19 protein-coding genes are annotated in these 23,501 nt (G+C 36.2%); 9 read left to right on the top strand and 10 right to left on the bottom strand.

Going from position 1 to position 23,501, the window contains the following annotated elements:
• Positions 1 to 40 precede the first annotated feature (40 nt).
• The 4 genes from A9Y75_RS04140 to A9Y75_RS04125 all read left to right on the top strand — a co-directional run bounded on the left by A9Y75_RS04140 (position 41) and on the right by A9Y75_RS04125 (position 6,617).
• Positions 41 to 4,081 carry a hypothetical protein gene (locus A9Y75_RS04140; RefSeq protein WP_071188286.1) on the top strand — a complete coding sequence of 1,347 codons (4,041 nt, stop codon included), beginning with the start codon at positions 41 to 43 and terminating at the stop codon, positions 4,079 to 4,081.
• Positions 4,081 to 4,740 (top strand): hypothetical protein, encoded by a 660-nt coding sequence (locus A9Y75_RS04135; protein WP_071188285.1) that lies wholly within the window; start codon positions 4,081 to 4,083, stop codon positions 4,738 to 4,740. The genes A9Y75_RS04140 and A9Y75_RS04135 overlap by 1 nt, the downstream gene beginning before the upstream one ends.
• A complete protein-coding gene (gene brxL, locus A9Y75_RS04130; RefSeq protein WP_071188284.1) occupies positions 4,730 to 6,181 on the top strand; it encodes a BREX system Lon protease-like protein BrxL in 1,452 nt (483 codons plus the stop codon). Before A9Y75_RS04135 ends, brxL begins: the two co-directional genes overlap by 11 nt.
• A 238-nt stretch (positions 6,182 to 6,419) precedes the next feature.
• Positions 6,420 to 6,617, top strand: a complete 198-nt coding sequence (locus A9Y75_RS04125; RefSeq protein WP_071188283.1) for a hypothetical protein — start codon at positions 6,420 to 6,422, stop codon at positions 6,615 to 6,617.
• 38 nt (positions 6,618 to 6,655) lie between these two features.
• On the opposite strand, the gene A9Y75_RS04120 is transcribed toward A9Y75_RS04125, so the two are convergent.
• From A9Y75_RS04120 to A9Y75_RS04105, 4 genes are all read right to left on the bottom strand, one after another.
• The gene (locus A9Y75_RS04120) at positions 6,656 to 7,153 is read right to left on the bottom strand and encodes a thioesterase family protein (RefSeq protein ID WP_071188282.1); all 498 of its coding nucleotides are present in this window, start codon (positions 7,151 to 7,153) and stop codon (positions 6,656 to 6,658) included.
• A 241-nt stretch (positions 7,154 to 7,394) separates the two neighbouring features.
• The gene (locus tag A9Y75_RS04115) at positions 7,395 to 7,739 is read right to left on the bottom strand and encodes a DUF1815 family protein (RefSeq protein ID WP_071188281.1); all 345 of its coding nucleotides are present in this window, start codon (positions 7,737 to 7,739) and stop codon (positions 7,395 to 7,397) included.
• Between the two features lie 906 nt (positions 7,740 to 8,645).
• The gene (locus tag A9Y75_RS04110; protein ID WP_071188280.1) at positions 8,646 to 8,861 is read right to left on the bottom strand and encodes a DUF2839 domain-containing protein; all 216 of its coding nucleotides are present in this window, start codon (positions 8,859 to 8,861) and stop codon (positions 8,646 to 8,648) included.
• A 154-nt stretch (positions 8,862 to 9,015) separates the two neighbouring features.
• Positions 9,016 to 10,581, bottom strand: a complete 1,566-nt coding sequence (locus tag A9Y75_RS04105; RefSeq protein ID WP_071188279.1) for an ATP-dependent DNA helicase — start codon at positions 10,579 to 10,581, stop codon at positions 9,016 to 9,018.
• Between the two features lie 188 nt (positions 10,582 to 10,769).
• On the opposite strand from A9Y75_RS04105, the gene A9Y75_RS04100 reads away from it, so the two are divergent.
• Positions 10,770 to 11,732, top strand: coding sequence for a M48 family metallopeptidase (locus tag A9Y75_RS04100; protein ID WP_071188278.1), 963 nt, complete (start codon positions 10,770 to 10,772; stop codon positions 11,730 to 11,732).
• Between the two features lie 48 nt (positions 11,733 to 11,780).
• On the opposite strand, the gene A9Y75_RS04095 is transcribed toward A9Y75_RS04100, so the two are convergent.
• Positions 11,781 to 12,719 carry an AAA family ATPase gene (locus tag A9Y75_RS04095; protein ID WP_071188277.1) on the bottom strand — a complete coding sequence of 313 codons (939 nt, stop codon included), beginning with the start codon at positions 12,717 to 12,719 and terminating at the stop codon, positions 11,781 to 11,783.
• Positions 12,720 to 13,117: 398 nt separating this feature from the next.
• Here A9Y75_RS04095 and A9Y75_RS04090 point away from each other — a divergent pair, with 398 nt between their 5' ends.
• Positions 13,118 to 13,552: a hypothetical protein gene (locus A9Y75_RS04090; RefSeq protein ID WP_071188276.1), complete on the top strand. Its 435-nt coding sequence runs from the start codon at positions 13,118 to 13,120 to the stop codon at positions 13,550 to 13,552.
• Between the two features lie 278 nt (positions 13,553 to 13,830).
• A complete protein-coding gene (locus tag A9Y75_RS04085; protein WP_071188275.1) occupies positions 13,831 to 16,518 on the top strand; it encodes a DNA methyltransferase in 2,688 nt (895 codons plus the stop codon).
• A 343-nt stretch (positions 16,519 to 16,861) separates the two neighbouring features.
• On the opposite strand, the gene A9Y75_RS04080 is transcribed toward A9Y75_RS04085, so the two are convergent.
• Positions 16,862 to 17,458, bottom strand: a complete 597-nt coding sequence (locus tag A9Y75_RS04080; RefSeq protein ID WP_071188274.1) for a glyoxalase-like domain protein — start codon at positions 17,456 to 17,458, stop codon at positions 16,862 to 16,864.
• A gap of 71 nt (positions 17,459 to 17,529) precedes the next feature.
• Complete coding sequence (locus tag A9Y75_RS30040) at positions 17,530 to 17,661, bottom strand: hypothetical protein (protein ID WP_269086261.1); 132 nt, start codon at positions 17,659 to 17,661, stop codon at positions 17,530 to 17,532.
• A 65-nt stretch (positions 17,662 to 17,726) separates the two neighbouring features.
• Between A9Y75_RS30040 and A9Y75_RS04075 the strand changes: the two genes are divergently transcribed.
• Together A9Y75_RS04075 and A9Y75_RS04070 are read left to right on the top strand one after the other, a co-directional pair.
• Positions 17,727 to 18,356 carry an RNA polymerase subunit sigma-70 gene (locus A9Y75_RS04075; RefSeq protein WP_071188273.1) on the top strand — a complete coding sequence of 210 codons (630 nt, stop codon included), beginning with the start codon at positions 17,727 to 17,729 and terminating at the stop codon, positions 18,354 to 18,356.
• Positions 18,357 to 18,536: 180 nt separating this feature from the next.
• A complete protein-coding gene (locus A9Y75_RS04070; protein WP_071188272.1) occupies positions 18,537 to 19,628 on the top strand; it encodes a tetratricopeptide repeat protein in 1,092 nt (363 codons plus the stop codon).
• Between the two features lie 406 nt (positions 19,629 to 20,034).
• Here the strand turns inward: A9Y75_RS04070 and A9Y75_RS04065 are convergent, their stop codons facing one another.
• From A9Y75_RS04065 to A9Y75_RS04055, 3 genes are all read right to left on the bottom strand, one after another.
• Positions 20,035 to 20,778, bottom strand: coding sequence for a hypothetical protein (locus A9Y75_RS04065; RefSeq protein ID WP_071188271.1), 744 nt, complete (start codon positions 20,776 to 20,778; stop codon positions 20,035 to 20,037).
• A 63-nt stretch (positions 20,779 to 20,841) separates the two neighbouring features.
• Positions 20,842 to 21,357, bottom strand: coding sequence for a DUF2267 domain-containing protein (locus A9Y75_RS30355; RefSeq protein WP_201788392.1), 516 nt, complete (start codon positions 21,355 to 21,357; stop codon positions 20,842 to 20,844).
• A 554-nt stretch (positions 21,358 to 21,911) separates the two neighbouring features.
• On the bottom strand, positions 21,912 to 23,363 hold the full coding sequence (locus tag A9Y75_RS04055; RefSeq protein WP_071188269.1) for a HAMP domain-containing sensor histidine kinase: 1,452 nt from the start codon (positions 23,361 to 23,363) through the stop codon (positions 21,912 to 21,914).
• Positions 23,364 to 23,501 lie beyond the last annotated feature (138 nt).

The raw sequence follows: 23,501 nt of genomic DNA, 5'->3' as shown, positions 1-23,501 counted from the left end.
ACCCTAAACGATATAAATCATATACCAGGGATATAAAACTATGCAACTTAATCAAATAGTAAAAATTAATGAATCAGGAATGGTAGCTAATGCCGTTAACTTTGGTATGATGGCTGATGCTAAAAAAAACTTACTTTTATGTCAAGGATTTGTTTTTAATCATTCCACATTAGATGTATTGGATAAAATTCAAAAAAGCTATCAAAGTCCAAATAGTTCAAACATTCATTTATTTGTTCAAGATTATGGTAAAGGTAAATCTCATTTTGCTTTAGTTGCAGCTAACTATTTTAAACAATTATTAGATAGTTCTGAAATTCAAGGAATATTAAATCAAATTAAAATTGCATCGGGAAATGATATAGAAAAATTAGAAGAATTAACAGCTTATAAACGACGTAATCCTAAACATTTAGTAATTTGTATTAGTGGCGATGACGGAATCGATTTAAGACAAACATTCTTAAAATCTCTGCGTCAAACATTAGAAAATGAAGGTGTTACCAATTCATTAGCACAACAACTTTGTCAAAAACCCCTGGAATATTTATACAATTTAACCGAAGAACAAATTAATCAAGTTAATCATTTCTTAGAAACAACAGGAAACCAATTTGGAGATTTTTACAGTGTTATTGATTCATTAGAGAAAGATAATTATCGCGTAATTTCTACTGTTAAAGAAATTAGCAGACAACTAAATAAAGGATTTGCAATTGACTTTGATACAGATTTGAAAATCGAAGAAATATTAGCAGAATTAATCAATAAATTATGTTCTGGAGAAAATGCAAAATATGCAGGAATTTTAATTTTATTTGATGAACTAAATGCGTATTTACAAGCGTGGGCTAAGGATTCGTTTAATTCAGGAGGACTTACATTACAAAGCATTACTAATATTTGTGAAAACAATAAAAGTAAACTAGCTTTAGTTTGTTTTACTCAAATTAGACCACTAAAATCAGTTCCAATTCAATCAGCAGATGGTTACAAAAAACTTGCTTCTCGTCTAGAAATTGCTGAAAGTACTTATGAACCGATTTCTAGTTTAGAATTAGTAATTAAAGGTTTATTAGAACAACAAATTAATAGTAATTTATGGAATCAATTTTTTCAAACTTGGAATAATACACTATTAGCTGATAGTAGAACATCTCATGAACAGAGAATTAATATTTATCGAGAAAGAGGTTGGAGCTTACAGGAATTTAATAACACTTTAACTATTGGTTGTTTTCCCCTTCATCCTTTGAATATTTATTTGCTTTGTAACTTAGATTTCACTCAAGGTAGAACAGCAATTCAATATATCAAAGAAGATGTAAAAAACTTTATTAACTCTCAACCAGTAGAAAAAAATGGTAAATTAAACTATCTTCCTGCAATTTCTTTAGTTGATGCTTTTGAAAATAACTTTTCTCAACCAGAATTTTATCATCATTATTCAGAATATCAAAAAGCGTATGATACCATAGCTGCATCTGCAACAGAAAATGAAATTGTTGTTTTAAAAGCTATCTTTCTATTTTATGTCAGTCAAAATAAACTGTATAAACCAGAATCAGAAAAACATGATGTTATTCTTAGTGAATTAACAGGTTTATCAGAAAAACAAACAAAAGAAACTTTAGATAAACTCACCCAAGACAGAAAAATTATTTACTTCAATTCTGGAGATAATACCTACCGTTTTTATGCTGGTAGTAACTTACTAGAAATTAGTCAAGAAATAGCAGAAGAAACAAGTAAACAAGCTGATAAAATTTCAGTTAATTTAGCTGTTAACCATTGTCAAAAAGAAGTTATAACTTATCTGCAATCTGATAAAATTGAAGGAACAGCTTTTATGGACAATAATCAACTTTTAAATGATGAATGGTTTTTTGAATATAAATTTTATAGCATAGTAGAATTTGAACAAGCTTTATCCGGTTACAAAACTATAGAAAACTCAGCAGGAAAAGGAATTTTTGCTTATGTTTTAGCGGAGACTATTGAAGAAATACAATATATTCGCACCAAAGTAAATCAGCTAATTTCTCAATCTAAACATAAAGATAGTATTGCTGTTGCTATTCCTAATAAACCCGTGCGAGAGATTTGTGTTGATTTATTAAAACTAGACATTATCAGAAGAAAAACCACTGCTGAAAAACAGGAAGCGGGAACAGCTTTACAACAATTAAGTAAAGCATTGCAAGATAAAATCAAAAGAGAAATTCAAGAAGTAATTAATTCTTGTACTTATCATTGTTTTCAATTAGATAAATTAACCACTGCTGAAAAACAAGATCCAGAAGCTATTGTTAGTCATCTGTTACAAAATCTTTATTGTTTTGTACCACCTCTTGGTAGATGTGATAAAATTGCTTTAAAAAATTCAACTGGAAACAGAATAATTGGATCTTTATCTAGATATTTATTGGACAATAATTCCAGTACAAATAACTTTTTAAATCAATCTGATCAAACTTTAATTACTCAAGTATTTGTTAATAGTTGGGGATTATTTAAAACAGCTTCTCAAAAATATTCTGTATATTCTGTGCAAATTCCCACTAATAAAAATGTGATAACAGCATGGAATAAAATAGATGAACTAACAGCATTAGGAAATAAACAAAAAACATCTATTAATATAGATAAAATTTTTCAAGAATTATCTAAACCTCCCTTTGGGTATAATGAATATACCTTTACAATGCTATTTGTAGGATGGATATCTTATCATCGTGCTGAAGTAACGCTAAAAGGAAACTTTGGTATTCCCAAAACTAAGAAAGAACAAGTATTAATTGAAGAAAAACCCATCAAAGATTGGGTAACAACTAATGTATTTGATAAACCTAAAGATTTTGTCAATGAATGGATTTTAAACTCTGGGAAAAAACCTCAGTTAATTCGTAGTCAACCAGTTATATGTCCAGACATACCAGAAAGATGCGATTATAACCAAGCACAAAAATTAATTGAAAAAATTGATCTATTTATCAATTCTGCTGATCCTGATCAAATACAATTGCAAGCGATAAAACCTAAAAGAGAACAAATATTAGCGGGAATCAAAAAAATTGATGCTTGGTTTAAACCAATAGAAACAGCAGAAAATTTATCTGATGATGTCAACCTAGAAACGTTGATAAATATTTATCCTCATCTGCAAATACAATTAGAAAAACCAAAAACTTTTAATTTAGTAAATAACTCGAAATCATCAGTATTATCTGGTATATCAGATATTATTTATGCTACTCAACAACAAAAGCAACGTCACACTAATGCTTTAAAAAATGTCCTAGATAAAATTAATGAAGTTGTTGAACAATTAGGTGAAAAATCCGAATCTTTGAAAACAGAACAAGAACTTGGAGGTTATCAAGTTGAAGTTCAAACAGCAATTGAAAAAATTACTCAAGTTTCCTTACCGCAACATTTACTCGATACCTTAAATTACTCTCTTAAAGTTGCTAATAGGAAACTAACTGATATTCAATATCAATCAGAAATTAAACTATCTTTAGATAAAATTGAAATTCTTTATAAAACTCTGAGTAATAATGCAACTCAACAGGATTACATTGATACTATTAATGAGATTGAAAAGTTAACTAATGAAGTTGTCAAACAAGAATCACGTTATCAGCAAATAATTAATGACATTGAAACTAAATCTCAAAATTTAGTCCAAGAAATCGCAATTTGGGAAGAAAGACTCAGAGGAATAACCAAAAATCAAGCACTGGAATTATACAATGAAGTTAGTCAACAACAAAACCGTTTTACTAAACCAGAATTTTCAGAACAGATTCAGCAAATAATAGAACAATTAAATCATATTATCTTAGAAAATACCCATCCAGAAGAAACTACCATCAAAAAACAAGATGATGCGAATTTAACATTAGAAAGAATTAAGCATAAATTGACAGAGATTCAAAACGAAAGTCAAAAAAAGGAATGTCAAGAAAACCAAATCGAAAATCAAATCATCACTTTATTTCAACAACTTTCTTCTGAAAGACAACAAAAATTATATATAAAATTAGCAGAATACCTATATAATCCAGGGGAAAATTAATGATTAAAGTTATTTTAGATCCTACTGGATTATATCAACCCTATCATAACTATACTCTCATTACTACAGAAGTAGAATGGTTAAAACATTTTACCCTGGAACATGATCATTATTGGATTAAAGGTAAAGCACTTTGTAATTGGACAGAAGAATGGTTAAGAGTATGGAATAAATTAGATTTAATTATTGAGAAAAAACAACCACGACTAAATAATGAACAGGATGTTAACATTAATATTGCCGTTTTTCAAAAAGAACCTAAAGAACTGACTAACATTTTTACTGAAACTGTAATAGTTAATTGTGTAGGTAAATGTGAAGGTTTAAAACCAGGAGAATTAACCATTATAATTCATAACTATGATACCATAACTTTGAATAATCTGCATTTAACTATTAATGAGTTACCCAATTTTCAAAATGTAGAACTTCCAGAGTTTACTATTCCTCCTCATGATAAAATTATTCATCCAATGATAATTAGTGAATATCCTAAATTACCACCAGACAAAAATAAAATCACAAAGCGATTAAGTGGTAAACTAACCTTTAGGTTTAATCATGATGATTCAGGAGAATCAAAAATTGATTCAGAATCATTCGTTACCATTCAACAAATCTATAATAGTGGTTTTCAAGGAGGTTTAGATGACTTCTAATTCTGTTCATGATTTAGTTAATCAAGTATTTCAATCATTAAGTATTGATAAAAAACGCTCAAATGGACTAAATAATTTAGGTATTCCTAGTTTTGTCCTTGAGTGGTTAATAGATAAAATTGTTCCTGGAATGGGAAATTTAAACGATTTAGAATTAAATAAAGTTAATGATTTCCTGCAGAAAGCTTTTCCTAAAAAAGATGATCAAGAAGTGATTAAATTTAAACTTATTCAAGGACAAACCCATAAATTAATTGCACTATTACAAGTAAGAATAAAATTAGACTCAAACTCTAAACAAATTCCTGAACCTTTAGCAAATATTCCCGCTTTAAATTTTTCAGACTGTGAAATTTCCACAGATATTGTAGAACGTTATCAAAGATTACTCAGACAAGGAGTATGGGGTAAAATTACTTTGCGTCTGAAAAGCAATGTCAACGGTAATTTTAAAGTATCTGTTACTGATTTTGATCCTTTCCAATCATCGGAAGTTGATCTACAAGAATATGCAGAATGTCGTTCTCATTTTACCACAGAACAATGGCGAGATTTAATGTTTTGTTCTATGGGTTATAATCCTGAACATCCAAATTATAACTATCGCTCAAAAACATGGATGTTAACTAGGTTAATTCCCTTAGTCGAATCTAATTATCATATTATGGAATTAGCACCTAAAGGAACAGGAAAAAGTTTTGTTTATGAAAATATTAATAATAAAGTTTCTGTAGTCAGTGGAGGTAAAATCACTCCTGCTAAATTATTTATTGATGGAAAAACTAAAGAAGTTGGTTTATTAGGACGTTATGATGTAGTTGTTTTAGATGAAATTCAAAGTTTAACATTTGACAATCCTGATGAAATTATTGGGCCATTAAAAACTTATCTTGCTAATGGAAGTTATAATCGTTCAGGGTTTTCTGATATTCCGATTGCTAGTGATTGTTCTTTAGTATTATTAGGTAACATTGAACTAGATGAAGATCAACGTCCAAAAAATAGATATAATTTAATGAAGAATTTACGTAATTTTTTCTCAGAAACCGCATTTTTAGATCGCTTCTCTGGTATTCTACCCGGTTGGGAAATTCCCAAATTTCAAAGAGATATGATCGCTAATCAAATCGTTTTAAAAATGGACTTTTTCGGAGAAGCATTATTATCTTTAAGAAGAGATAATCGTTTTTATCAATATGCTGAACAACATACTCAATTTGCTCATCAAACTATTACAGTTAGAGATGAAAAAGCAATTCTTAAAACAGCATCAGGTTTTTTAAAAATCCTTTATCCCCACTTACAATTAACTTTACAAGATTATCAACGAGATTGTTTAGAACCTGCTAGAGAAATTCGTCAACAAATTCGCAATATCTTATACAATCTTGATGATGAATATAAGAAATATGGTAAAGAGATTTATGTTGATGTTAAATGATTTTTAAATTTCAATATCCAAAATCAACTTCATCAAAATCCCAACCTAAAAAATGATTCTTCAGTCTCAGGGAAATAATTTTCATGATTTTCAAAAGTTTTGATTTTTGTATTTAACTTAACTTACAATCACAATAAAAGTTTAATAAAATTTTCATGAATCAACTACATTATTTTGACATTTTCGCCTATAATAAATAGCTTAATTTGACAGCATAGATTTTCAAGGATGTAATATTATGATCATTACTTTAATAGTCGCTTGGATAATATTTGTTATACTTTGGAAATTAGTAAAAACCACCATCAAAACTGCTGTTACTTTTGCAGCGATAGTGGTTTTATTATACTTTGGTTTTGGAATTACACCCCAAGATATTTGGCAGAAACTAGCTGAAATTACTCAAAATATTTCCCAAACATCTGTACGTAATTAATCCCAGTTCAGGAGTATTAATTTTAAATTTTTAATAGATTACTTATGTGATGTAGTAATCTTAGCCAATGCATCTTTAAATGTAGGAGGTAGCTGACGCATAATTTTACCTCTTTCACGGTCTAATGCAACTAGCGTCACTTGGGCAGTCAGATATAATTGCTGCTCATCAGTGGAAACAATCTTATAATCCCAATTAATTCTGACACCCGTTACTTCAGCCATACGGGTTTTTACCAGTGCCATCATTCCTAATTGAAGTGACCGATGATAGCGTACCGTCAATTCTACAACAGGCAAATCACAGCCTAAAGCTACTAAATCAGCAAATTCAATTCCGATGGAGCGCAAACATTCTACCCGCGCTTCTTCCATCCAAGTTAAATAAGTACCATGCCAAACAATGCCTCCATAATCGGTGTGGTGAGGTTGCACTCGGACAGGATATTCAAACCAATTATCAAATTCCGCTTTTGTCACCCTGTCAATGGCGCTAATTGGTGGTAGTTGTGGTTGATTTGGTGTTTCTTCAGACATCTTAAATCTTTTGAGTAGCAACTTTTACAAGCTACCGAATAATTTTTCTGATTAATGGGTAATAGGTTTAATTCCTCCCCATTAGATTTTAGCAGACGCTGAAAAACACTTGACAAATCAGTAAAAAAACCGTCTTTTTCTGGTAATGGTGAATAGGTAATAGGTGTTCACGAATCAAGTCACTATTACCTTTTTCCCAATTACCAACAAGTACAACCCATTTGCCATCGATTTTAACAACTTAGCTTTTCTTGGCAAGGGTTTTATTACTTGTTGAAGTTTGCATGGATTGCTTGACAAGATTTGCTAGTTCCTGCAATTGGTTAATTGCCTCTGCACCTTCTAATTTCATTAGCTCGCGGTCATCCCGCATTTCAGTCCAAGTAATTCCGTAATCTGATACTAGAAAGCGGATTAGGTGGCTGTCTCCCAAGCTCACCATAAATGAAGCACTATTCATTTGGTCGCCACAGGTATAGCAGGAAGCCAAATAGCCGCTCCGCTCTAATACTATCGCCAAGGCTTGCAGGTTCATTACCAAGTCTTGGACAAATTGTCTATGTTGATGTGCTAGTCTCAGAAACACTTTTTTCCTCCAGACACCACAGTCATTTGAGTCTCTTTTATATTTTCTTTAGATTTTGCCATTCTTTGATATTGTAAACTATTCATTACAATTACTAAAGAACAGTAAAGTCTTTAATTGGCCACCTTGCTTAGGGTAGTGGATAACGATCATATATGTCGTATCAAACTATTCAATTTGCAAGATTATAATTTCAGGTATAATCCCTAAAATTAACATTGTCTTTAGACATTTATCTCATTTTCGCCTCTTACTTACAGCAATCCGCCTTCAGCGTAACTCAAATCTGGTGCTAGTCAACTACGGAAAAGCTCGATATTACAGTTTTATAGGCAGTTTGAAGCATGATTCAAGGTATTCATTTACTCTAGCGCGACTTTTCGGATTTTTGCTTCTATCTATAGTGTAGTGAAATTCTTCTTTACATTACGGAAACAGTGCTGAGTTAAAATATAACATTAATTTTCCTCAGCACAAAAAGGGTAGGATTGACGGGAGACGCGGGGACGCGGGGACGTGGAGAGTTTGGAATTATGAGTAATTAAACAAACTTGATATACAGCACTTCCCGGTGTTATGAGGTACATGAACCCCACCCCCAACCCCCTCCCCGCAAGCGATGAGGGGGCTAAGATGCACCTCATAAGAGCAGAAACCGCTGTCGCAACTGCCAAGATGGTTCGGATAACACGGTTAACAACTGTAGTGCTAACGCACGGCGTAAGCCATTGATAAAACCTATACACCAAAACATTTCTCACACTGTCACCTGTCACCTATCACCTGTCACCTGCTATATCACATCTCTGGTAAACTATGTGTAGGCTTTCGCGTAGCGTCTCCTAGAGAAGCCTGGTCAAAGAGTAAAAGTAGTCAAAATCTCCGCGTATACAAAAACGGAGATTGTTAATCTACTATTTGCCACCAACCGAAAGCAGGTCCGATAAAACGGATAGTGACCCAGGCTACAACCATTAGGGTAATACCTATCCACGCCCCACGAGTAGTTAAACTCACAAATAATTCAGCTTGAGATTTAGTAATGGGAACCCAGGGTAAGATGGGAGTGTCTTGACCGTATTGTTCACCAAGTGTGGTTTTCCGACGTTTTGCTTCACCCATAATTAGCAATTCAAAATTCAATTTAGGTTCTTAGTATATGTTCCCAGACATCGTGATATCTGGATCTTGTGGAGAAATTTCATCTCTCGTCTGAAATCGCGACGATTTGAGTTGATCATAGCTGTTGGGCTGATCTTTTGTTCGTTATTATACCTCAGTCAGGATCTTGCTCATTAGTCTGAGAAAACAGACTAGGATCGAGATAGTTCAAGCGGGCTAGAGGACTGAGGGAAGCGAGAATTTGAGCGCCGTAGCTGCGGTTCACCACACGACTATCAAGTAAAGCTACAATACCTTGATTTTCGCGTACAGGAGCGATCGCTCTTTGCAATTCATTCAAAGCCGTGGGTAACAAATAAAGACGAAACCAGTCTTGGTGCGATCGCTTGTAATGAGCCACCCTACCAGCCACTAAAGGATTTTCCAGAGATGGTAAAGGTAAAGTCGCAATCATTAACAACCGGGGTGCAGGTAAAACAGTTTGATGCTCCCGCCAATATTCCCAACCAGTTACTAAAATACCATTTTCATCCAAACAAGTTTTTTCTACCTGCACCCGCGAGCCAAATTCCGAAGCCAAAATTGCCCCCACTCTTGACTTAAGTGGCACATCTCCTACTAACACCACCGTTAGTCCCGGTGCGGTAGCACTCAAACAAACCAAAGTGCGGACTTTGTGAATAAATGCTGCTTGAAATTCTGGTGTATTGGGTAGAGGCAACTTATAGGGTACATAAAGTTGAATAGCTTCCCCTTGACTATCAGATGAGAACTTCAAGCAAGTTACATCCTCCAATCCCAAACGCTGACGAAATAGAGGAGCCTCTGTTTCCGATTCTAAAGCACTGCCAACTAAAACCACAGGTTGCCGCTGCCAAATAGGAGCGAGAATTTTTCCTAACTCAATCGGGGCATAATGTAAAGAAAATAAACCTTGACGACGGTCAATAGTAGCCCAGAATAGTGGAGGGGAAGCAGGGGAGATAGAGAGAAAATCATCTGTAAAGTTTTGGAATGTCTGCCAAAATTCTTGCCAAGTCTTTGGTAAGTCGCTGATAGACTCCAAACTAGAATACAGACTTTGTAAAATTTCGATTTCTGTCTGAGAAATCAGATAACACTCATAGGGATTTTCTGGATGCTGGAATAGTTCATGTGTCAGTTTTATCCTGGCTTCACGAATTACCTCAGTTTCATAGGGACAAGCCAGCATCAATTGCTCCCAATCATGAGGTTGAATATCTTTAGTCAGCTGATGACGCACCCAATCTTCCAAATCGTCAACACCATCAATAATTGTGGGAATATGTGGGGGAAATGGATTTTGAGTAGCCAATTGACCTTTTAACCAAGCTTCTGGGGAAGTTAACAGCAGCCCTTGAAACTCAGGGTTAGGCCAAGCGTCACCACTTCTAATCGGTTTGTTCGCTGGTAGCCATTGCTGTAACCGGGGAATTTCTACTAACAGCAAGCGTTGCTGTACCGTTTCTGTGGCAACAATGATTACAGGACCATGCCACATCAAAGCAGAGGCGACAAAACTTGTGCGATATCGCCCTTGATAACCACACACTGCCCCTACTTGAATTAAAGCACTACGTCCCAAGCGCAAGGCGCGTGCTACCAACCTGGCCATCGTCAAATGATGGGGCCAAGAAGGAAACCCCGCCTGCGATCGCAGGAAGTTATGTAGTGACAAATGAACTTCTGCCTCAATCACGCGCTTTTCATCTCATAACAAGTGACTTTTTCCGAACTGCCTCATTTCTATTATGTTGTCATTAGTCAGGGGTGATTGGTAATTGGTAATTAGTCATTGGTCATTGGTCATTAGTCATTGGTCATTGGAGAAAAGCCAATCCCCGCGTCCCCGCGTCCCCCTGTTCCCTGTCCCCTATTCCCTAAATTATGCCAACTTACACAGGAATTTCCAGCGAAGCCTTCAGACATCCACTGGATCGTCAAGCCGAGCAAGCCCTACGCAGCTTACCGGGATTTGATTTAATCGCTCGTAAATTTGTGGAATTTATTTATGAACGCCCTCAATTAGTTTATCTAATGGGCAACACCATCCAAGTGGGGCCTCGCCAATATTCCACTATTTACCAGATTTTTCGGGAATGTGTGCGAGATTTGGACATTTACCCCGAACCTGCACTATTTATTTCACAAAATCCCCAAGCCAATAGCTATGCTTTAGGGCAAGAGAATCCTTACATAGTCGTCAATACAGGGATACTAGACTTACTTAACGAAGCCGAGATTCGGGCAGTGCTGGCCCATGAACTAGGGCATATTAAATGTGGTCATACCATTTTAATTCAAATGGCGATGTGGGCGATGAGTGCCGCTTCCGTTATTGGTGAATTAACCTTCGGCATAGGAAACTTCGTTAGTCAAGCTTTGATTTATGCCTTTTTTGAATGGCGACGCAAAGCTGAATTAAGCGCAGATCGCGCAGCTTTGCTAGTGATGGATGATTTAAACCCAGTGATGTCATCAATGATGAAAATCTCTGGTGGTAGTAACAAATATGCCAATGAATGTAGTTTACAAGAATTTATCCAGCAGTCTGAAAAATATCAAGCACTGGACGATGATGGACTTAATCAAGTATATAAATTTCTGATGTATAACGGCGCTCAAGGAGTAATGCTGACTCACCCTTTCCCTGTAGAGAGGTTGCATTATTTACGGAGTTGGGCAGTATCAGAAGAATATCAGCAAATTCGCCAAGGTAACTATCAGCAAACACCAGCTACCGGAGCAGTAAATGTCAAAGTTGAAACTCCCCAAAATGAAGCCGATAAACTGCGGCAGCAAATTGAAGAATTGCAACGAGAAATTGACAAGATGAAAAGATCAGAGTGAGATCTAAGATCCCCGACTTCTTAAAGAAGTCGGGGATCTGATTATTAATCAACTTTCTGGTTCGCAGTCGGGAACACCTTCTCTGAAGACTCGACTAGCGAGAATATCTACTGCTTCGATAGTAATTAAATCTTGTTTATTTAATTTTTTGCCACTGCTCAGTAAACGATTAGCTTGACGTAAACGCGCTCTGTCTATGGCATTGCGGACACTGCGAGCATTGGCAAAATGGGGCATGGTCTTCCGTTTAATTAAATATTCACGGAAGGCTTTTTCTGCATCTGGACTAAAACAATAGTTTTGTGATTTGACTAGAGATTGGGCAATAGTCATTAAACTATCAACGCCATAATCGTTAAATTCAATGTGTATACCAATGCGGGAATTCATACCCGGATTACTGTGAAAAAATCTCTCCATGTGGTCTTTATAACCAGCCAGAATGACAACTAAATCATCTCGCTGATTTTCCATCACCTGCATGAGAATTTCAATTGCTTCTAAACCAAAATCTCCTGGATAATCTGGGCGGTATAAAGTATAAGCTTCATCGATTAATAAAACTCCGCCCATTGCATTGTTTAAAACTTCTCTAGTTTTTGGTGCAGTTTGCCCCATTCCCTGCCCAACTAAATCATCTCGCGTCACTAACATGACGTGTTCTTTACGGATATATTCTAGGCGATAAAGAATTTCTGCCATCCGCATTGCTACAGTAGTTTTACCCATGCCTGGATTGCCTAAAAATGTCATATGTAAACTAGGCGCACCGGCAGTTAAACCCAGACTTTTACGGATACGGTCAACCAGCAACAAAGCTGCCATTTCCTTGATTTTGTTTTTGACGGACTTTAAGCCGACTAACTCCTGGTCTAACTTATCCAGGATGTCTTGGATGTGAGATTCTTGAAAAGCCCTCTCTAAATCGATTTCGCTATCTTGAGTAACGGTGGTCAATGCTGCTGTTTCTAATACTTGTTCACTCATGACTATCACCTCTGGCAATGACCTTGATGATAGCGTTGAGTCGGGAAATATAAAAGAACATAATATTAATGTGTCTTATATATTTTTCTTTATTATCAATTCCTGAGTTTAGTCATAGAGAAAACATTATCTCCCCCACCCCACCCCCAATATAGAGACAGTCTGAAGGCTGGTTATTGGTCATTAGTCATTGGTAAAATTTGTTCAGCCCCTAATTAGTTTATGCCTATTTACTTTAAATTTGAAACATATAAAAGTAATTCAAGCCGCTAACATACAAGGGCTAGGAGAAATGATATGTATCAATTTTTCTGAAAAATGGTATTACCTAATAAGTAGGAAAATGATAAGGGCTTAACTATGCCCCAGCCTTGAATCTGATTTAGGTTTTTCTCAACATGATGATTAAATTGACAAAACGGTTGTTGGTGTTATTGCTAGTTGTTGCTTGTAATTTTTTATTTCCCGGAGTTACTGCGGCATCAGCAAATAACTTTTTTACTTCTCCTCAAGTAATATTCACTTCATACGGCGAAGATACTAGCGACATTATTGCATTTTCTATTGATGATTTGACTCCCCAGGAACGGCAAAAACTCCAAGCTATACGACAACGAAGAAATCAAGAGATTTTGGCAGTTTTGGATTCTTTGCAACGGACACAACTTGCTCATGAATTACATATTGGTAGTAACCTAAATCAAGCTTTAGAAGTCCTGAATTTAAACGCAGAACAACAGGATTTAATCAATGCTGCTATTGAATTTACTAATTTGAAACAGAAGGGAATTTTTTCTCATCATGCGTTACTTGATAGTCATAAACAAAGTTAGGGAGTGGCAATAATAAATTGTGCCAGTTGTGGGGATTCGATTGTATTTCTGCACCTGGCAATAATAACAGCAGGATTATTTTTTAAGGTGGTAATTTAGTAATTATGATGAACCAAAAATTAAATGCTATAGCGGTTGTCGGTTGAGTGAGATACAAGAACCCCACCCCCAACCCCCTCCCCGCAAGCGAGGAGGGGACTATGATGTATCTTATTCAAGTGCATACCGCTATATCATTGTATAAAATACTATAAAATAAAATATTTTAACTCACGACTATGGCATCATCTACACCAGAAAGTTTATCTAAATTCGTGCAATTCTGCCAACAACATATCACCGGACAAGAACGCAAGGAAGCACAAACATTTCTCGACTGCTTTTTTCGTGCTTTTGGTCATGAAGGTGCTTTAGAAGCTGGTGCAACTTATGAAGAAGCTATTAAAAAAAGTAGTAAAACTGGCAAAACAGGATTCGCTGATTTAGTTTGGAAACCCCGCGTTTTAATTGAAATGAAAAAACGGGGAGAAGACCTAAATAAACATTATTCCCAAGCTTTTGATTATTGGACTCGGTTAGTCCCCAATCGTCCTAAATATGTAATTTTATGCAATTTTGATCAATTCTGGATTTTTGATTTTGATATTCAATTAGATACACCTGTAGATAAAATTCACCTAGAACAACTACCAGAACGGGCTGGAGCATTGGCATTTATGGAATTAGGGCAAAAAACCCCTGTATTCCAAAATAACCAAGTAGAGGTGACAGAACGCGCCGCTCGTCGCATGGGAGAATTATTATTAGAATTAGAAAACAGAGGGATTAAAAAGTTAAAAGCACAGCGTTTTATTTTGCAGTGTGTGTTAGCTATGTTTGCAGAAGATAGACAACTTTTACCCCGTGATATGTTTATTTCCTGTGTGCAAAATTGCATGAAAGGAGAAAGTTCTTATGATGTTTTGGGTGGTTTATTTCGGGAAATGAATCAACCGAGAATTACACCAGCAGGACGTTATCAAGGTATAGATTTTTTTAATGGTGGGTTATTTTCAGTTATTCATCCTATAGAATTAACTAGAGAAGAATTAAACTTTTTAGATGTTTCAGCGCGAGAAAATTGGAGTAAAGTTCGTCCGGCGATTTTTGGGAATTTATTTGAAGGAACAGTAGATAAAAAAGAACGTCACGCTAGAGGTATTCATTATACATCGGAAGCGGATATTATGAAAATTGTTCGCCCCACAATTAGCCGCTATTGGGAAGATAGAATCGAAGCGGCAAATACTATTAAAGAACTTTCTGCACTGCAATTAGAATTACAAAGTTATCGCGTTTTAGATCCTGCTTGTGGTTCTGGTAATTTTCTTTATTTAGCATATCAGGAATTAAAAAGAATTGAAATATTGTTGTTAGAAAAAATTCAAAATTTAAGTAAATCCAAAGATAAACAAATGCAGATGGGTTTGGTGACACCTTTGCAATTTTATGGGATGGACACAAATCCTTTTGCAGTGGAATTAGCGCGGGTGACTTTGATGATAGCGCGAAAGATTGCAATTGATAATTTACAGTTAACTGAACCTGCGTTACCTTTGGATAGTTTGGATAATAATATTGTTTGTCAGGATGCTTTATTTAGTGAATGGGTAAAAGCTGATGCTATTATTGGAAATCCGCCTTTTTTGGGTGGTAAGAACATGAGATTAAATTTAGGAGATAAATATATAGATAGAATTTTTCAAACTTTCACAGAAGTAAAAGATTCAGTTGATTTTTGTGCTTATTGGTTTAGATTAGCTCACGATAAAATTGATGAAAAAGGTAGAGTTGGTTTAGTTGCGACTAATTCTATTAGTCAGGGTAAAAGTAGAGTTGCCACTTTAGATTATATTACTCAAAATGGCGGTTATATTCATGAGGCTATTTCTACACAACCTTGGTCTGGTGAAGCGAAAGTTCATGTGAGTATTGTTAATTGGTGTAAGCAGAAACCAGAAAATTATTATTTAGATGATCAAATAATTTCACAAATAAATTCTGCATTAAAATCTAGTATTGATGTTTCTCAAGCTGTGCGGTTAAAAGCAAATATCAATAAATGCTTTCAAGGTGTAATTCCTGTTGGTGAAGGTTTTATAGTAACTGAAAAACAAGTTATAGACTGGATAAAAGCAGATTCTAAAAATCAAGAAATTTTAAAATTATTTTCAATGGGTGCAAATTTAGCTAAAAATCCTCATGGTAAACCAGAAAGATGGATTATTGATTTTAATGATATAAGTATTGAGGGTGCTAGTGATTATCAATTACCTTTTAAATATATTAAAAAAGCTGTTAAACCACAAAGAGATAAAAACCGTAGGGATGTTACCAGAATTAATTGGTGGAAATATGGTGAAAAAAGACCAGCAATGAGAAATGCTATCTCATCTCTATCATTTTACTTTGCAGTTCCCAGAGTTTCCAAATGGGCTATATTTATTCCCGCACCTTTAAATTGGCTACCAGGAGATAAATCTGTGGTAGTTGCATCAGATGATTTTTATATATTTGGTATTCTCACATCTAAAGTACATCGTGAATGGATGAACGCTCAAAAATCAACTTTACAAGCAGATATAGCATATACTCATAATACCTGTTTTGAAACATTCCCATTTCCGCAAACAGCAGATATTAAAATAGTAGGAAAAATTTGCGCCAAAGCCGAAGAACTACATCAATATCGGACTCAACAAATGGAATCTAAACAATGGGGAATCACGACACTATATAATAAATTCTTTAATGAACCCAGTAGCCAACTTTATCAACTACATCAACAATTAGATAAACTGGTAATGGAAGCTTATAAATTTCAACCAGAAGATGACATTTTAGAAAAACTGCTGATATTGAATTTAGAACTAGCAGAAAACGAGAAACAGGGAATTAAAATAATAGGACTTTATCCACCAAATTAAATATTTTAGTTACCTCGTTCTCAGGTTCTACCTGAGAATGCAGTTAGAAGGCTCTGCCTTCTGTTAATTTGGAAATACATGAAGGTGATGATTAGATGGGAGGTAGAACCTCCCTGTAGTCATTCCCAGTCAGAGACTAGGAACGAGATATTCAACTGAGGACAACATCTTTCTTCCCTTCTTTCTTCCCTTCTTCCTTTGCTACGGGACGCTACCGCGAACGCGCCTATCCCTACGGGACGCTACCGCGAACGCGGTTCATTAATAAAAAATTTAAAGGTGTATCAGGAAAAACCCCAACACACCCCAATTACAAATAAATGAGAGCAGAAATACCCAGCCTCTACGCTGCGACTTCAGCCAATTCAATCACACGCCCTTCATAATCCTTCACCAAAAAATTCAAAGGCTTTTGATTACGAATCTTAAACTTCAAACCCCGCGTTTCCACACGCATTAAAATCAATTCCAGACATTCGCGGTCAAAACAAACGTGGCGTTGCTGATTTTTAGTACCTATACTCGCACCAGTAATGATATGCAGTTGAGTATTTTTCTTTAATTGATACCACAACCCATCATTGGCATTACTCATCGCTTTATTTGACCAACTGGGACTGGCAGACATATACAGCGGGTCTATCCCTGTCGCACCAATGGTTTGTTCGTAGTTGTAGTAATAGTGCAAAGGTACTTCCGCCGCTGGCAAATCTAGTAACCCTTCATACAACTGTCGGGCAATTTCCAAATCCGACACCATGACAGTATGTACCTTGGGGGCGCTGGTGAGAAACATCCACATAGCCCCAGCATAAGCCGCCAACAGCATAACCATAATGCCTTGGGTAGAGAAAAGGCTATCCAACGGCAAAGACGGTAAAAACGAGCCTAGAGTAAAATGACTAACCAGGAACGGTATCAAACTAGCTGCTATAACCATGAACAAACGAATATTATATGAGGGAGCCGCGTTTAGTATTGTCGATTAACACTAACATTAAGTTCTTGTTTTTAGTTTATCTCATAGTTTGAGGCAGGGAATAGGGAACAGGGAACAGGGAATAGGGAACAGGTGACAGAAGGAAGTTTACCGATTACCAATGACCAATGACCAATGACTAATGACCAATGACTAATGACCAATGACTAATGACTAATGACCAATGACCATTAACCTGTATATTTTAACCACTACTATTTAAAGGCTTGTGCAAATTCCTCACTTTCCCGAAGCTAATCACCCCCTGGTTAAGTCGCTGTTTCATCACAGTGACCAGGAACTACTGAGGCTATTTCAGTGCTATCCAGATAGTGGCAAGTTTTTTACGGTGATTTTTTGCCGCTATAGCCCTATAGTCTACACCTTGATTCAACATTCGGCGCGATCGCCTGTGCAAGCCGATTATCTGTTTGCTCTCACCTGGCGACATATCTATTATGAACTCGGTGGACTCGATTTAACCAACCCAGAAACAGGAAAACAAGATTTAACCCTGCAAAACTGGTTAATCAATATCACTGCTTTTTGCATTAATGAAATTACATTACCGCCAACTGAAGCAATTCATTATTCTCTCCAGGCTACTTCGCCGCCATTATGGTGTTATGTAGAACAAGCATTAGATCAACTACAACCAGTCTTGCGCTTAATAGTGCTGATGGCGCAAACCTTCCACTGGAGTGAAACTAGAATTGCAGCTTATCTACAAGCTGAAGGAGAAAACATTTCTCCGGGAGAAGTAGCCAATTTTCTCCAAGAAGGTTATCGTATGCTAGAAGACAAATTACCTGCGGATATTCGCGCTATTTACTTAGGCGAAAATTTAACTCAGTCCTAACTTAGCTAGTACCGCTTTCTGGGAATTAAAAATTAAAAATTGAAAATTAAAAAAGCAAACTATATAAGCTTTTTATTAATTTTTAATCGTTGCTTAACTTACACCTTTGTGTACTAGATTAAATTCAACAACTTTTTCTTAAAGCTTCTAGAGTAATCCAAAATTTCACGGATAAGTGTTATGAAACAGGGGAATTTTTTATCAGGGCATACCATTTTAAACTTAAATTCTAATCTAGCCAAACAGCAAGTTAATAAATTAAAACATGGCAGTTTTTATGTTTTGCTATTTGCTTGTTTGCTCAGTTCTACAGCAGCTAATGCTATTGATATTACCAAACAAATCCAGCGTCCTTTAAATAATTCTGCGGAACTACCATTAAGAGAAGAAGCAGATAGATTGGTGCGTTTAGGTAGGCAACAATATGCTTCAGGATATGCAGATAAAACAATTGAATCAGGATTACAAGCACTGGAGATTTATCACTCAATCCGTGATATAAATGCTCAAGGTGTAACTTACGATTTACTAGCTAGTGCTTATATCAAATTAGGTAATATCCAAGAAGCTGAAGATGTTTTACGTCGTCGGGTAGGAATAGCTCGTGATAATCAAGATTTTCAAAATCAGATTTTTGCTTTAAATAATCTGGGAACTCTGTTGTTACAAAAAGGTGAACCAAAAGCCGCAGGACAAACTATTAATGATGCACTGGTAATTGCTCGCAATTTAGGAAACATTGAAGGACAAGGACTTTCTTTAAGTAATTTAAGTTTAGTAACTGCCAGATTAGGGGATTATAACCAAGCAATCAAATTAGCAGAAACTGCCTTAATATTTCGCCGTCAAACTGGTAATGTTATTGGTGAAGTCAATACTTTGAATAATTTAGGTGAAGCCTATCTTATCGTAGGAGACTATGAAAACACCATAGGTAATTATGGAGCCGCAATGCGGTTAGCTAAAATCAATTTTGATCGTCCTAACGAATTACGAGCAATTGATGGTTTAGTTACGGCTCATTCCGCAGTTGGTCGCTATGAACGGGCGTTTGAATTGTTAGAACAACGTTTGAATATTGCCAAATTCTTAAACAGTCCTACAGAAGAATTTAAATATTTTATTTCCTCTGGTGAACTTTATGAAAAAATAGGGAATTATGGCAAAGCGCGTAATTTTTATCAACAGGCGCTTTCACTAGCGCGAAATTTAGACGACATTAAACAAGAAGCAAAATTGCTATATAGAATTAATGAATTGCAGGGACGTTAAGTTTCTTCGTGATTAGTAATTTGTAATCCTCTAAGAGGATGTTTTAAAAGTATTTTTGGTAACATCAAAAGTCTCAGAACCTAACCCCCAACCCCTTCCCTACCAGGGAAGGGGAGTAAGAATCAAAGCCTCTCTCCCTGTGGGGGAGAGGTTTGGAGAGGGGTTTAGAGTATAATTTGCAACTTTTCAAACATCCTCTAATACCAATTTTATGTGACGCTGCACAGAATTCCGAAATCCATTGATTCATTCATCTTTATCTGTGTTTATCTGCGTTTATCTGCGGTCGATTATTCTTGATATTTTATTCTATGCAGCTTCATATTAATTTGGGATAACAGGATTTTTCATTCACCCCACGGATAAGTCCGGGGGCTTTTAGAAAGGTATTACAACTAATCAAATACTAATTCAAGAAAACTGAACCATTTGCTTGAATTCTCATTGCATTTTTATCCTGGCTGACATCAGTTGTTTCTGTCAATGTCACTTCTAAGGTTCCTGCTTCCTCAGCAGCTTTAGGAGTCACCATTAGTAATCCTCTGTCTTCCCGCTGAAATGTCACCGTTACAGGTGTGCTTAAACCTGTTAAATTCGTGCTTGACTTCCCTGCTAATACGCGTGGGGCTGTATCACCAATCACTTGATAAGTAACATCTGCTCCGGTATCATTAATTAACATGATATTTGCTTTACCATCTGCCAGCGCAATTCTTGTACTCGGTTCTTGTCTTTGTTCTGGTGCTGGTGGTTGTAACCCACTGTCAGGGGGACGGGTTTCTACTGCTTGTTCTTGGGGGATTGTAGCGCTTACTGGCTGAGAATTTCGTTGAGAAAGATTATAAGGACTTTCATTAAAAATACCAGGATTGGGATTAAGTACTCGAGATGATTCACCACCAACACTTAAACCGCTTTGATTTGGGGTAATTAGTCCTTGTCTCATGAATTGCTGAGTTAAAGCATTGGGAGGACATCCTGCGGGAACTAATACCCGATTATTATGTGGTTCTTCGTAGAAAATTTTGGGACATGGATTAACTTTAGTAGTAGTTGCTTGTGCCATAACTAGTTGGGGAATGGCTGGTAAACTAATCAGTAATCCACCACAAACAGTCCCAATTAATTGAGTACACTTGTGAATATTCATTATTATTTCTCTCTTCTGAAAATATTGGTAACAGCTAACAGGTAATTCTTCTCTAGTCTTTTCTTACGCTTCTTCCCAGATTTGGCGAATTTTATCAGGTAGCCAAGTAGAAACTTCTTGAATTCGTTCCGGTGATAATTCGTCTTTAGTAGCTGAAAAAATAGCTTTAACTACTTCCTCTCTATCTACATTTGCTGGCATTCCTCCTTCATTTTCAACTCTAAATAAAAAGCGATCGCTATCAATCTTAAAAATGCCTGGTCCTTGCCAAGGTGGACGAACTCGACTCAAAAAAGCGACAATTGGGTTGGTATCATGCCATAAATCTGCGATTTCTAGTTGCAGGGATTTATCTGTAGTTATTTCAGCTGGTTCATGCAGTTCTGCTTCTACTCTGTCAGCTGCTTCTGTTGTCATTAAATCACGCATTACCCGGAAGACGACTTCAGTTATATCTCTGGCATCAAAAATATCTGGTAAGCCACTTTTTGCCATGACTTTTTCTAAAAATGGCAAATCTTTATCAGCAATAGCTACTGATGGTTTTTCCTCTGAGGCTTGTGGAGGATTCGCTTCCATCTTCTCTAATAGCTTTTGTCCTTGTTGCGTTATTTCTGCTTTTTTAAAGGTAATCAAATGCGGTAAAGGTCCATCTGGTGCGCCGAGAGTATTGGCAATTCGCAAGTCAAATTCCTGGGGATGAATAATATCAGGAACATCTTCTTGAGTTGCATAAGCATTACCAGTAAACTCAGCATTGATATAATGCTTTTGATTTAAGTAATCTAAATGTCCCAAAAAGTCGGCTATTGTTATTTGATGACTAGGAAAATCAGTTTGATTAAAGTGAACTTCATGCATTCCTTGCCCAGTTTCTTTAATTTTCTTGAGTAAGGTGTAGGTAATATTGTCTCTGATAGTAATTGGCATGAGTCGCTTTGCTCCAATTCAAATTTCAACATAAATTAAAATGCAGACAATTCCCAAGCAGTAAACAATGAATATTGACAAATTCCTGCCGATGGTAGTTTACATGAGATGTGATATTGTCGAGTTTTAACCATCAACATAAATAATAATCTACTAGTACCTTTCTCTTCATCTATCACAAGAAACAAATGTTGCTTCAAGAGTTAATTCTCAAGAGAGATTGGTAAGGTGACAATGAAGGTAGTACCTTTACCAAGGACACTATCAACTTGAATTTGCCCTTGATGACGTTCGACTATAGCTTGTGCGATCGCTAAACCTAAGCCAGAACCCGTAGTGGTGGCTGTAGCTGTCTGAGAAGTCTGATGTGTACGCGCAGGATCAACGCGATAAAAACGGTCAAACAAGTGTGGTAAAGACTCTGGGGGAATACCAACTCCTGTATCACTGACTTTAATTTGTAAATAAGAATTGGTGTAACGTATTCCTATGGAATCGAGCCGTGTTAACTCCACATTCACCCTTCCATTTATGGGAGTATATTGCAAAGCATTACCAATTAAATTTGTAAATAACCGCACCAGTTGATCCCAATTTCCGATCAGAGTAAAGCTATTTTCCAATAATTCTGGGTCGAGTTCCAAGGGAGGATCAACTAAGTTGAGAGTTAGGGAAATTTCTTTTTCTGTAGCTAAAAGTTTTTGTTCTTCTACTACTTCCATCAACAAAGCATCTAGGGGACAGGGTGAAAAAACCTCTTTGCTAATACCACTATCCTGTCGTGCCAGAAAAAGTAAATCATTGACTAACTTTCCTAAACGCTGAGTTAGACGTTCGACGATTTTTAATTGTTGTCGATAATTGATAGTAGTAGCTGCTTCTATTTCTGCTAACTCTAAATCAGCCAGTGCAACTTGCACATTAGTTTGAATTAACGCAATCGGACTTCTCAATTCATGGGAAGCATCAGCAGTAAATTGTTTCAAACGTTGGTAAGATTCCCCCACTGGTTCCATGGCTTTACCCGAAAGAAACCACCCAGTAGCTGCTACGGAAATCACCATTAACCCAATACCCAAAGCTAAATCAAATATCAACTGACGGCTAGGTTTAGTAACTTCAAACCAGGGATGACTCACACGCAGATAACCTAATACCTGTCTTCCCCTTTCTACCCGTTGTGTAACTTGTCTTAATAGAAGTGCTGTTAGCGGTAGCGGGGCGTTTAGTCCGTCCTGAGTTTTCAGTCCTGAGTGAGGATCGTCATCACCCCATCTTCCCATTCCTTCTACGCGCACAGTTTCCCCAGTGGGATGGTTATGAATAGGAATATCTAAAGGTTCGGAGAATGTTGACCAAAGTAATTTCCCCGTAGGGCTAAACCATTCTAGGTCAATGTGGTCATCTTCTGTGGTGTCAGCATTGTTGCGAAAACTGGCTTCTACATTGACTCGGAGTTGATCTTTTTGGAGGTTAATAGGTTCAATGACGAGCGATCGCTCTACAACTTCCACTACATGATTTAAGGTATCATCGATCCTTTCCACTAAAGTACTGCGTACATATAAATACACCCCAGTAGCAAATAGTAGAAGCAATACAGCAGTTACAGCAGTATACCAAAGGGCAAGGCGGCGACGAGTGGCTTGAAACATTTTGACAACTCCGAGAAAACCCAACCGGCATTTGGCAAAATCTGGATTTTCTCTCAGATTAAGTCTCGCTGTTAAAGTTTACTTAACTAAGACTTACTATATTAGTAGAGTCCCCTCATGTTGAATGGGCGACATCTA

The organism is Trichormus sp. NMC-1, assembly GCF_001858025.1.
Taxonomy (GTDB): domain Bacteria; phylum Cyanobacteriota; class Cyanobacteriia; order Cyanobacteriales; family Nostocaceae; genus Anabaena.
Note: the sequence above shows the minus strand (reverse complement) of the source record. Positions and strands in the feature narration are given on the sequence as shown.